11 protein-coding genes are annotated in these 12,616 nt (G+C 40.3%); 9 read left to right on the top strand and 2 right to left on the bottom strand.

Translation table 11 applies throughout. From position 1 onward, the window contains the following. Nucleotides 1-210 precede the first annotated feature (210 nt). The 8 genes from DX130_RS14365 (at nucleotide 211) to DX130_RS14325 (ending at nucleotide 8,639) form a co-directional block, all read left to right on the top strand. A complete protein-coding gene (locus DX130_RS14365) occupies nucleotides 211-1,527 on the top strand; it encodes a DNA cytosine methyltransferase (RefSeq protein WP_116046502.1) in 1,317 nt (438 codons plus the stop codon). A gap of 72 nt (nucleotides 1,528-1,599) precedes the next feature. Further along, entirely contained in the window at nucleotides 1,600-3,192 is a 1,593-nt protein-coding gene (locus tag DX130_RS14360) for an ATP-binding protein (protein WP_116046500.1), read from the top strand. 16 nt (nucleotides 3,193-3,208) lie between these two features. Further along, on the top strand, nucleotides 3,209-5,374 hold the full coding sequence (locus DX130_RS14355) for a Z1 domain-containing protein (protein WP_116046499.1): 2,166 nt from the start codon (nucleotides 3,209-3,211) through the stop codon (nucleotides 5,372-5,374). A gap of 18 nt (nucleotides 5,375-5,392) precedes the next feature. Beyond that, a complete protein-coding gene (locus tag DX130_RS14350; RefSeq protein ID WP_165861286.1) occupies nucleotides 5,393-6,373 on the top strand; it encodes a PD-(D/E)XK motif protein in 981 nt (326 codons plus the stop codon). Further along, entirely contained in the window at nucleotides 6,366-6,668 is a 303-nt protein-coding gene (locus DX130_RS14345; protein ID WP_116046495.1) for a hypothetical protein, read from the top strand. Before DX130_RS14350 ends, DX130_RS14345 begins: the two co-directional genes overlap by 8 nt. A 1,043-nt stretch (nucleotides 6,669-7,711) precedes the next feature. After that, the gene (locus DX130_RS14335) at nucleotides 7,712-7,900 is read left to right on the top strand and encodes a Spo0E family sporulation regulatory protein-aspartic acid phosphatase (RefSeq protein WP_116046494.1); all 189 of its coding nucleotides are present in this window, start codon (nucleotides 7,712-7,714) and stop codon (nucleotides 7,898-7,900) included. Next, nucleotides 7,897-8,199, top strand: coding sequence for a hypothetical protein (locus DX130_RS14330; protein ID WP_116046492.1), 303 nt, complete (start codon nucleotides 7,897-7,899; stop codon nucleotides 8,197-8,199). Before DX130_RS14335 ends, DX130_RS14330 begins: the two co-directional genes overlap by 4 nt. Nucleotides 8,200-8,420: 221 nt before the next feature. Beyond that, nucleotides 8,421-8,639 (top strand): hypothetical protein, encoded by a 219-nt coding sequence (locus tag DX130_RS14325; protein WP_276310896.1) that lies wholly within the window; start codon nucleotides 8,421-8,423, stop codon nucleotides 8,637-8,639. Nucleotides 8,640-8,732: 93 nt separating this feature from the next. On the opposite strand, the gene DX130_RS27455 is transcribed toward DX130_RS14325, so the two are convergent. Both DX130_RS27455 and DX130_RS27450 read right to left on the bottom strand, forming a co-directional pair. Next, nucleotides 8,733-8,960, bottom strand: coding sequence for a S26 family signal peptidase (locus DX130_RS27455; RefSeq protein WP_420818527.1), 228 nt, complete (start codon nucleotides 8,958-8,960; stop codon nucleotides 8,733-8,735). Beyond that, nucleotides 8,960-9,097: a S26 family signal peptidase gene (locus DX130_RS27450; protein ID WP_420818526.1), complete on the bottom strand. Its 138-nt coding sequence runs from the start codon at nucleotides 9,095-9,097 to the stop codon at nucleotides 8,960-8,962. The genes DX130_RS27455 and DX130_RS27450 overlap by 1 nt, the downstream gene beginning before the upstream one ends. A 413-nt stretch (nucleotides 9,098-9,510) precedes the next feature. Between DX130_RS27450 and DX130_RS14315 the strand changes: the two genes are divergently transcribed. Beyond that, nucleotides 9,511-12,111 (top strand): outer membrane protein assembly factor BamB family protein, encoded by a 2,601-nt coding sequence (locus DX130_RS14315; protein ID WP_116046488.1) that lies wholly within the window; start codon nucleotides 9,511-9,513, stop codon nucleotides 12,109-12,111. Nucleotides 12,112-12,616 lie beyond the last annotated feature (505 nt).

The following is a 12,616-nucleotide window of genomic DNA, read 5'->3' as shown; positions in this document are numbered from 1 at the left end:
GATTGTAGCAGCATAACTCTATAAAATAAAAGTATACGAACTCCAGTTCGATTTTTATCACCGATTTTAATAACTTTTTTAAAATGCGTTGATTGTACAGGAATTATGAGGAAAATGTAGAATTATGTAATTATCCATCTCTGTTGAGTTTTTTGCTCTGGAGAGAGAAATTTATACTTCTTCTGAATAAATTAATGGCGGTGGAAATAAATGAAATTCATAGATTTATTTGCAGGTTTGGGTGGGTTCAATTTAGCATTATCGAAGGATGGTCATGAATGTGTATTTGCATCAGAAATTGATGAAGGTTTAAGAAAAATTTATTTACAAAACCACGGTTTATTACCTGGGGGAGACATAAAAGCAATTAAAGCTAAAGAAGTACCTGAACATGATATTTTATGTGGTGGCTTTCCCTGCCAGCCGTTCTCAAAAGCTGGTGAACAAAATGGCTTTAAAGATGAAAAATCAGGAGATCTTTTTTATCATATTATCAAGATATTAAGACTACGTAAACCAACTTATATTATGCTTGAGAATGTTGCAAACTTTGAACGACACGATGATGGCAGGACTTGGATAATTGCCAAAAAAATTCTAACTGATTTAGGTTACGAAGTAGACATAAAAAAAATATCTCCACACTGGTTTGGGATACCCCAGATACGTGAACGTGTTTTTATAGTTGGGAGCAGAAAGGGACTTGCTCACTTTACATGGCCAGAAAAGCAAATTGGTGAGAGGGAGATTACAATTAGGTCTGTACTTGATTCCTTACCAGCTGGCGCTAGATATTTATCTGACCAAGTAATTAGGTGTATTGCTGCATGGCAACTGTTTCTTGATACTTATCCTGAGACTGTAAATCTTCCTTCGTTTCCAATCTGGTCAATGGAATTTGGCGCAACGTATCCATTTGAAGAAGAGACCCCTTGGAAGATGGGTGCTGAAAAACTTAGAAGGTATTTGGGGGCCCATGGCAAGTCTCTAGAATCCCTAACTGATGAGGAACTCTTTTCAACTCTCCCGTCATATGCACGGACAAAAGAAGATAAATTTCCTGACTGGAAAATTCGTTTTATTAAACAAAATCGTCAACTATATGAGGACAATAAAGAATGGATTGATGAGTGGCTCCCGAATATTTTAGACTTTCCTTCAAGTTTTCAAAAGTTTGAATGGAATTGTAAGGGTGCAGAAAGAAACCTAACTAACTTAGTATTGCAATGTAGAGCATCGGGACTTAGAGCCAAATGGCCGACTACTTCACCTTCTCTAGTTGCAATGACTGCCACACAAGTCCCTATAATTGCCTGGGAAAATAGATATATGACTCCAAAGGAATGTGCCCGGCTTCAAAGCATGGAGGATTTGAGATATTTACCAGAGGGGTTAACATCTGCATATAAAGCTCTAGGCAATGCTTTAAATGTTGAAGTAGTTCATAGAATTGCTCGATCTTTAATATTAGAGGAAGAAAAAGAAAACGCTAATCCTATATCAAAGCAGCAGATACAGGCTGTTTAAAGATACGATGGGGTAATTTTGAGAATTAATCTTTCTTTTTTTATTGGAATAATTAGAGAGAAGGTGTGCTTAATGGCGAAGATTAATATTCGTCCCACTAGTGCTGTTTATGCAACATATAAGCGACTTAGTTATCAGCCATGGACGGCTATTGCAGAATTTGTGGACAATTCCACACAAAGTTATTTTGACCATAAAGAAGAATTATTGGCATCATCGGACTTCCAAAAATTAGCTATTAATATCTCTTATGAGAGTAACGCTGATGGTAATGACATTTTAACAATTACGGACTCTGCATTTGGGATGGAATGGGAAGATTTTGAGAGAGCAATAATCTTGGATAAGACACCTCAAAATACGGAGGGGCGGAATGAATTTGGCATGGGGCTAAAAACTGCTGCATGTTGGTTTGGGAAAAAATGGAGTGTTGTTTCAACTCAGTTAGGTTCAGAATTTGGATATAGCGCAACTATTGATGTAGATAAGCTAAGGGACGAGAGTATTGATGAAATAGACGCAGATATTTTTGAAGCTAATACTTCTGAGCACTATACTATAATTAAAATAGAAAACCTGAATAAAAAGCTTACAGCTCCTCGAACGGTTTCAAAGATTAAAGAACTTTTGGGTAACATTTATAGGCATGATTTAAGAAGTTGTGAGGTAGTTATTACTTATAATGGAACAGAATTAAAATATATTGATCCCGTTATTTACGAAGAAGAGTTGGCTGACGGTAGTGTGGAACGCTGGAAAAAAGATATTGATTTTAGTATAGACCATGAAGGAAAAGAACTTACAGTTAAAGGGTTTATTGCAATTAGAATACCTGCCAGTGTAAGAGATGCTGGATTCACCCTTCTTAGAAGAGGGCGGGTTATTGTGGGAGGACCAGAAAAGAATTACAGGCCGATAGAGCTTTTTGGCGATTCAAATTTATACCCATCCCAGCGGCTTTTTGGTGAACTTCATATGGATAACTGGCCTGTCACGCAGGCAAAAGACGACTTTGACTGGCATACAAGTGGTTTGGAAGAAAAATTTATAGAAAAGTTACAAAAATATTCAAAGCCTTTTCGGGCAAAGGCAGAACAAATTCGGGTACGGCAACGAGTCCAAACAACAGATGTTATTGGGAAAGTTGTTGAGGGGTTAAAAAAAGCTCATATCATTCAGCAAGTTAGCGTGGAGCCTTTTATAGGCGCAAGTAGTGAGATTGCATCTTCAGAAAATTCAAATTCCAAATCAGATAAGGATCTTAATCAAACTGAAGCAAGTAATATGAAACGCGATGTTAATGAAAGCGCTATCGATAGAGGTTTAATAATTAGTGGACCAACTAGTTATCAAACAAATTTTGAATACATGAAAATTAAATATACTTTCATCGTTGAGTTTGAAACATCTAACCAACTGTCTCCATGGGTTACCTTGTCTAAATCGATGGATGAAGTATATAAAATTAAATTAAATATGAGGCATACCTTTTTCAAACCATTTATAGACAATAAAGAGTTCAGTGTGGTTATGACGAAATTAGTAATTGCAATCATTTTAGCAGAAATTGAGGCTCTTAAAATATCACACGATGGGCGAGTAGAGGCAAGTTCAATTAGAAATAAAATGAATAATATTTTGGCGGATCTTGCATTACAATCTTAGAAAGGAGGCTTCATTGATGGAAAATACTATTGAAATGAAAATAAAAAGTAATCATAATAACTGGCCTATTATTTCTGATGGTTTTTTTCGTAAGAAGATGACAGAACAATTGATTAAGGATGAAATACCTTTAAATGCCATAGATAAAATTTTTCAAAATTCAATAAATATCCTTTCGAATTGTCCTAATCCTAAAGATGAGGCTCCAAATTCAAAAACTGGGATCGTAATTGGAAAGGTACAGAGCGGAAAAACGTCAAATTTTATCTCATTGATGGCTTTAGCTTTCGACAATAACTACGATATTATTGTGGTCTTAGGTGGTACAAAGAATATACTTTTAGGACAGAATGTAGCACGGATCAGCTCTTACTTTAGCAACATTCCAGTAGAAAAACTAGTGATTTTGGCTACAAACGCAAATGAATCTATTCTTAATCCAGCAGCGATAAAACAATTTATAATTGAAAAGAGAAAAGTTGTAATAGTTGGTTTAAAAGGTAGGGTTAGAATAAATACAATTACAAGGATTTTTTCTGACCCTATATTATGCAATGTTCCAACATTAGTCATTGATGATGAGGGGGACCAAGCAACACTTAATACGCAAGTATCTCGTAACTCTATGAGTGCAACATATGAAGCAGCTGTTACCCTAAAGGAACGTCTAAAGAGACATTGCTTTTTATCTATTACTGCAACTCCACAAGCAAATATTCTAATAAAAACATGTGATCAATTATCGCCTGATTTTGGTTCATTGGTATACCCAGGAGATGATTATTGTGGACTAGAAGAATTTCATGGTGAGAATCAGGATACCTACATTAAATTAATTCCTGACAGTGAGCCAAATATTTTAGAAGATATGGGTTTGCCCATCTCCTTCTACAAGGCCCTTGCTACTTTCTTTGTCGGTGGTGCAGTTAGAAGATATCGTGCAGATAGTGGTAATCATGCTATGTTAATTCACCCGAGCCAGCGGAAATTTGACCATCAAATTGTATTGAGAAAAGTAAATAGTGTACTAAATGAATGGACGGATATAGCTCGGACTAAGCTCGAAGGCATAGATGATATATCATATCAAAGTCTTTTAACTCATTTATATAATGCTTATCTTGATTTCAAAAATGATGGAGTAATACTCCCAAGTTTCAATGAATTAGAGAAGAATATTCTGGAGTGCATTGTAATGTGTCCGGACGCTCATATTTGTAACGGGGATGAAGACGCAAGTGAGAATTCAAGATTTTACAAAATTAATATCTTTGTAGGCGGTAATTTAGTTGAACGTGGATTAACAATCAAAGGTTTAGCAGTAACGTACATTATTAGACGAGCACGTGGAGTATCAAATGTAGATAACACAGAACAGCGAGCAAGGTGGTTTGGTTATAAACGCAGTTTTCTGGATGTGTGCAGAGTTTTTACAACACAGCCTATTAAAGATGACTTTTCATCTATATTAGAACATGATGATGACCTATGGGCAACAATTGAACGTGCGGAACATAGAGGAATTCCTTTTAAGGAGATACCTCGAGTTTTTGTTTTAGCTAACAAAATGCTTACTATGACTCGAAAAAATGTAGCTAAAGCTGAACGATTTAGTTTTTCTGAATGGAATAAACAAGATTTACTCTTGTTAAATCGCTCAAGTGTAGAACGTAACATCGCGTATATTAATGATTTTAGAGAAAAGCATCATGATTTAATTGAGTTATTAAATCATCGCGGAGTAAATAAACATGTATTGATAAAAGGATTAAATTTCTTTGAAGTTAAAAATAGTTTATTAGGAAACTTGTTTTTTCCACAGAGTAGCAATTTAGATAGTGCCTTTTTCAATAAACTGGAGGAAGCAATAATAAAGAGTGAAATTAATCCCGTGGTTGATATCTTATGGATAAGAGACAAAGAGCATGAAACTCGTACTATAAGTAGTACAGGAAAAATAAATCAATTATTCCAAGGTAGAAACTCTACTCCAGGAAGTGAGACTTACTACCCAGGAGATAGTAGCATGGTTTCTGTCTCAAGAAGTGGAGTAATGCAGTTACAGATACACTTTATCAGACCCAAAAATATGCCTGAAATAAATTACTACAGCCCTGCTTTTGCGCTTTATGTGCCAGTTCAATATGCTGAAAAAATGGAGCGACTAGTTGGACAAATATAAAAGATAGGAGGAGAAAATGTGAATACTGAACTTATTTTAAAACAGATAAATGTACTTCAAAGTACTAATCCATTTGACAAATTCGTTCTGTTTCGAATACCTGATATATCTTCGAATGTCTATTATGGTATTAATAGTAGTAAGAACCTTGTTTTTGTAATAGAATCTACAAATCCACAAATGAGTTCCCAAATGCAGAGTACAAAAAAGTTATTTTTTAGTTCGAATACTAAATGTGAAATGATAATAAGTGATGCAACGTTTGAAAAAACAGTTCATATTCTTACATGCTTGAGTGAAGTACAAGAAGAGCAATTAGCATTTATACGACTAACAGAAGCCTTTTCAAAACATCTTGTTTCAAATAATTCATATATGTTGAATGAACTTTTTTCTGCTTTGGTAAGCCTATTTGATCAGGGTAGAAAAACTGCTGACATTGAATTACAAGGAATGTATGCTGAACTTTATGTTATTAAATATTTTTTTAATTTAGGCATTAATATAAGTTCCTTTTGGCAAAAAAATAATAAGATGAACTTCGACTTTACAATTAATCGTATCAAGCGGATGGAAGTTAAATCTACAACACAAGGGACTAGAATTCACCATTTTAAGCATGAACAATTACTATCAGAATTATATGATATCGTGATTGTTTCCTGTCTTCTACGAGGCGATGATGCGGGATTATCATTGTATAAATTAATTCAAGAGGTGAGAGCAATTGCAGCAGAGGATTTTAAAACGCTGCTTTATATTGAACAGTTAATTAAAAATATTCCTGAAGAAGTCCTTAGCGGATTCATGTATGATGAAATCTATCTTGAAAATAATATCCGTTTTTATCCAGCCTCCAGCATTCCTAAATTTAATGAGGCCCAGCCAGAAGGAGTAACTCAAACGGAGTATAATTCTAATTTAAGCACATCTTCGCCTCTTTCTCCTCACTTAGTAATTAAATGGCTTTATGAAAGGGGGGAAGTGACAGATGTTTAAGACGTTTGATTTATTTGATCACCGCAATCTAGATGATTTAATTCCAGAAATTATGTATTATTATTTATTTCAAGGTCTTAGCTTGACTCAAATTGAATTAAAGCTTTTTAAGACGGAAAACTACAAAGGTTGGTTAAGTAAAACGTTTTTAAACTATTATAGCATAGATACGGAGGGGGATAACAAAGGCATTTTTGAAGGAAAGACTATTCCAGATGTAGTGGAAGAATTATATAATAGTTCCAATGTTGCTCATGTAGGGGTTGCCAGACTTCTAAAAAATAAATACATGTAGAAAGTGTGTAATGAGGCCTCTTTTCTGTAAGAGTCATAGTTATACGTAGTAGGTGGATTTCAATTCTTTTTGAATCTCTTAATTATTCCTTAGAGGGCTGATAGAAACTATTGGTCTAACCAGTTGTAATAACTAGTCTTAAGATGCTGGGAAACCACTAACCCAACGTCTTTTTTTCTTTTGCATCAATGTAAACAGGGTTCTAAACTTGTCGGCAGCGGTTTGACCGTAGATGTACATCGTCGTGGTGATACTGTCGTGTTTTAGCAGTTTCTGCAATGACCTTGAATGTTGATATGCAGGGTAGATGGTGTATGGCGCAGATCGTGGAAGCAGATACAGCGCAAGTCATATTTTAGACGAAGCCGCGAAACTGGTAAGGGAGTTTGTGATGAAACGACGTCCCTACTACTTGACAGAACACGAACTAACGTTTATTATCCTCGCTCTTACAGTCCTTCCAACCATATTCTATATTGTCCAACTCATTCATTCGGTAGGCATATTGGTTATGCTATTTCACCAGATCCGCGAAGAGTTGTGATATTTTTTGGATTTTCTGGTCTACACTTTGCTGGAGCAGCGAGGTATCCAGTCGAAATGCCTCCATTCCAGTCTGTATATATCGGGGGAATTGATCTTAAATGTACTTCTCGTTCATTGTTAAGGATGGCAGATCGTATTGCGCGATGAATCAAGTGATTGTAGAAATGTTGTCATTACTCCGTTTTCTCTCCTAGCATTTCACCTACATAAATTTCTAAAGCCTTGGCGATGATTAATATTTCATAGTCTTGAACAAGTTAATGCTGGCCTTCCAATCGTGAAAGGCTGGTTGGACTGATATCTAGCCAATCTGGCCAAGGCTCCATCCCTTTAAACCTTACGTATTGAAGACTTGTGGTCCGATAATATTTTATTGTTTTAATGCGATATTCGCATTAAAACAATAGTGTCTTTTCGTACAATTAGTAAACGCGAGGAGACACATAATGAAGCATCCAAAAGAACCTCCTAGCAGATGAGAAAAAGGAGGTTAATCAATGATCTATTTGCATAAAAGAATAGAGCAGGAAAGGCGCAAGATGAATACGCTTGGTGAAGCGTTGATTGAACAAGTTATTCCTTTGTCTGAACATGAAGAGCTTCTAGCCATTAGTCGCAAAGTAGATAAGTTAATGCTGCGACTACATCTAACAGAAGGACACTACGCGAGGAGGAAAACGCCTTGAAGCTTCCGACATGGTTTAAAAGTGTCCTGCAAAGCAGACTGGATGATGTTTTTGCTCGCGTAGCACTGGATCCTGAGTTTAGGAGAATACGGGAAGAAAAGGACTTGGCATTTCAAAGGCTATTTTCAGATCCAACTATTATAAATAAACCAGAATTCTCTGAATGGGAAGATATAAGTCATTATAAGCAAGAAATAGAGAATGAATACTTGTACTGGCAGGGGATGCAGGACGGAGCACAGCTTGCATATGTCATCATGGCGTTGATTATGGATGATGAACAGGAGAAGGAAGAATAAGATTATTAATGAAGGAACTGCCCTGTTTGAGCAGTTTGTACATCAGGTGTTTTTGGGGAGTAAATAATTTTACAATGAAATCCAAGGTGTTGCTAGAAAAAATCTCATTATGAAGGAGATAATACCGGCGATTGATATCCTTGCTGATGAACACAGTCGTTTTCAGTCCATACAAGCGATCAGCGGCGTGAAAATTATAGGTTCAGAAGCAATGGAATAAAATCCTTAATGCGTCACTTAAGCGCTACACCTCGACGCCGCAGAAGACAATCTCGAGCTCCAGCCGAAGCGCCTACGTCCGCTGCAACCCGTCCACACTCGCGCGTGATCAGCGCATCCTGGAGGATGGCGGGTATAAGACGGTGAAAGTAACTCCGGTGGATATGTTTCCTTGGACGGTTCATGTGGAGTGCTATGTGTCTCTAGTAAGAACGCAGTGATGTAGAGCCACATTTAACCTACTCGTTGAAGTTCTATTTCACGAAATCATCGACTCATCTCGTTAACAGAGCGAAGCTGAAATAGTAAAAAGTTTACCTTAGATCCCTTTTATCAATTAAATGCGTTGAAATTTTTAAAACTACCTTCCCTATCAACTTTTCTTTATGCACGAAAGGGTTAGCCCACAAATGAGAGTCCGAACTTTCATTACGGTTGTCACCTAAAAAAAAGTATTTGTTTTCGGGGACTGTAATCGGACCGAATTCATACTGAATTGGCTCGTTTAAGTAACTTTCCAATACTTTTACACCATTATGAATCAGTACTCTGTTCTAATTTCAATCACATCACCAGGAATTCCTATGAGTCTGTATACATACCTTTCGTTAACTTTCTCGGGTATAGGTGGATAAAATACAACAATATCACCAAACTGATAATCATCCATCCATATTATTTTCTCAACAATAAAGTCTATTATTTTTTACAGTGCCAGTTTCCGTGTAAACCTGTTACCGTTAGGCTTGACGACTTTCTTCCTGGCTTAACGAGCAAAGGCCTCTTCGCACACAAGCAAACAGGCAACATATCTTCATTCTGACGCGTCTATTGAATAGGTGATAACGACGAAGCAAAACGGATTTCCGACTTACTTAAGCGAGAAAAAGAGCGAATTAACGGCTCGATGCTGAACAGAAAAAAGGGAAAAACGTTCAGAAAAGAGAGCGGGAACCCCCTATGGTTGACTCCTAGCCGGAAATTGGTTCATCGGAATGGCAAATTACGTTCGAGCGAATGGATTGCATATGAAAGAGGGCATTTCTTAGCAAGCTCTAAGTATTAAATATAACGTTGGACGGAGGCGCGGTGATGGTGCATATCAGGTGGATTGCGGTTCTAATGATAGGGTTGACGGCAGCGGCCTTAGCCGGAGGATGCGAGGACAAGCGACCTGCGGCGGACGACCCGATTGGCGTCCGGCCGGATATGACATTGCGGGATGGTCAGGCGGATTGGGAGCAACCGTTGCAGTCTTCGGCAGTAGAGGGCAGTGCGCTGCGAACGACAGCCCAAATCAGCCGTCTTCTCCATGCTGGGATGACGCAGCAGGAAGCCACGCGACAATTGGGCCCGGCTTATGATGCCTATACGTTGAGCGATTACCTGAACGGACAATGGATCGAAGTCGATGTATGGCGCTATGATTACGCGAATAAGGATTACCGTTTTGATTTTCGGGAGGGTGAGGGCCTGATTACGCCGGATTTAACCGCATTTCAGAATGACGTGCTGCAGGCGCAATTGTTCCTTGAATGGTCCAAAGAAGGCAAGCTGATCTATGCGGTCTTATATTATGAAGACGCGGACGGCAATGTACATAACTATATTCCGGCCTTCGGAAATTTACCCGGGTCATCGTCGGAGGACAGCCGGCTGGCCGCCAAGAACGGGATCAAGATCGGACAAACCGTCGGCGTGAAGCGCAATGGAGCGGCGTACGACCTGAAATCCGCGCCAACGCCGCAGTTTGCATTCCTGACAAGCATGTCGGAATCGTATCAAATCAAATCGTTGATGGCGCACTTCGCCGAGTTGGACCTAGAGGGTAGCCGCGGTTGGGTGCCTTTATGGTATCTGACCGAGAAAGCGATGGAAATCAGAGAGATCAAACCGCAACGAATGATTATGACCGGATCGGGCACGGCGGAATGGTACCCGAATTCGGGGTTGTCCGTGGCAGAACTGGTGCAGGGGGATTCCATCTATATCTTTGAAGAGTACGGTGATTATTATGGCGCCATCGCGCCGTTGTCGAAGAAAGCCGGCCAATCTCCCGGATTGGTATGGATCAAGAAGTCACTCTTGCGATCAGATGATGAGGCGGGCAGCCGATATACGCCGCTCTTGTCCGCAGACACAGAGCTTGATTCCACCTTGCTGGAAATAGCCGTGAACAGCCTGTTGCGGCTTGGGGAGTCCAAGAAGCACATTCGCGAAGTGTTCGGCGAGCCCCATTTTATCGAGACTTCTAATAATGTGATGTCTACTGGCGAGCCGATGAAGACGCTGGAACAATGGCGGTATGAACATGCAGACACGCTGCTTGTCGTGACGTGGGATGAAGACGGGGGACTTCGCGATTACGTCTTTGAAGCAGAGGATGCCGAGCATCCATCCATCGCATCGCGTAGACTCGATTGGCAATGGCGCGTTCAAAGCGATATGGCGTACAATTTCCTGATTGGGCAGGCGGGAAAATTGCTGCTCATCGCCGGTCATGACGGCGGATTCAGCGGGATGCATTACGACTCCAACTTGTATGCGGTTAATCGTCACTCGGGCGCGAAGGTATGGCAGGTCGATCTGGATTACAGTCTCATGGGCTATGTGATGTCTGAGAATGAGAAGCATATCGCCTTCATGAGCTATGATTCCAATCCTAAATATGAGGGGAAGACGATCTACAGAGTCCATGTGATCGACACGCAGACCGGGAAGAAACGCTGGGAGAAAGAACTGCGATATGCGACCGATAAAGACCGGGTTTGGGGCATCGGGATCGCCGCAGCCGGGCAGACGCTGGCTGTAGGCGTGGAGCTTGGCGATGACTCCGGCGGCAGGCGAGGGAAAATTGAGACGTGGGAGATGGATAGCGGTGAACCGATGTGGGAGCGCTCCTTCGATCAGGCCGTCTATCTGCATACCGGCTACTTTGCCGAGTCGCGCTTGCTGGCTCAGATCGGGCAGTCCGGACTCGATGGCGGCATTAGCGCGGGTGTGATCGGGCTTGACCCGATCAGTGGCAAGACCGCATGGACGAACAGGAAGAGGGAACTCAGAACCTTACACGGTCTTGACGGTGACGGGCGGAACTTTAAGCCGAGAACCGGAGAAGTATGGACGTTTTCTGGAGACGCGTGGGTGCTGACCGAAATCGCAACAGGCAAGGCGAAGCTGAGTTTGCCTTACGAAGAAGGCCATTATATGTACTCCCCTATCAATGACCGGTATATCCTTCAGGTGAAGTCGCGGGACGGTAAGCCCTTGCACTTGAGCGGGGACACCGCTACGTCCCTAATTGAAACCAAGAGCGGCGACGCGATCTGGACGGTTAACGGCAGCGGGTGGCGCGGAAAAGTGGACGGCGGCTATATCTATTATTCGATAAACGAACACGTTCGAATGGCGCAGCTTGCGACAGGCAAAGTCATTTGGGAGGCGGATGTAAACAGCATTGCTTTTGTGCCTTATCGGGACTATTTGCTTGTCAACAATCATGCCGGGGATGTAGTCGCCTTGAACAAGGCCGACGGGTCGATTGCCTGGAGACTGAGCGATGCCAGAGCAGGCGGGATTGATTCGCCTTATCCGTATTTCGAGTACGGGATGATCACCGGACTGGACGGCGTAATATATCTGGGTTCAAGCAATGGTTACTTTACGAAGGTTGCGAATTTTGACGCTGAGTGATGGATTCGCTCAGATCAAACGGATTATATCGCACAGTCGCTTTCAGATACCTATCTATTGATTTCCTTGCATATGAATTCGATATAAGTGAATACCCAAGGCGTCTGTCCGACGGTGCTGCTTGCGAATGATGCGTGAGTTATACAAGTTGCGGTTTTCGTCGGACAGACTCCTGGAACATCCTCTTATTGCGAAGCTGATGTAATGAAGAACGATAGTTAATAATTAATCACTCTTATCATAGACGGATTTTTATTGTTTAAAAAGCATATGACGAAAGTGTCAACACTATGGATAACACACGGAAAGATGCCACTGTCTTTGTTGCTGTTACTTCCTTTATAATCATCTCTGTGGTATCCCAGTTATTCGCATATAGGAGAATAAAACTTTAAGGCATCTAGAAAAAGCAATTCCTCGCCCAGCCCTTTTATTTTGGTACTTTCCGGACAGCCCCTATTTTTGAATTCATGTCGTTATGGTCGAAATGAAAGATCCTTGATCA

Origin of the sequence: Paenibacillus paeoniae, from assembly GCF_003388735.1 — a bacterium.
GTDB classification, from domain to species: domain Bacteria; phylum Bacillota; class Bacilli; order Paenibacillales; family Paenibacillaceae; genus Pristimantibacillus; species Pristimantibacillus paeoniae.
The sequence above is the reverse complement of the archived record's forward strand: the minus strand, read 5'-3'. Positions and strand labels throughout refer to the sequence as shown.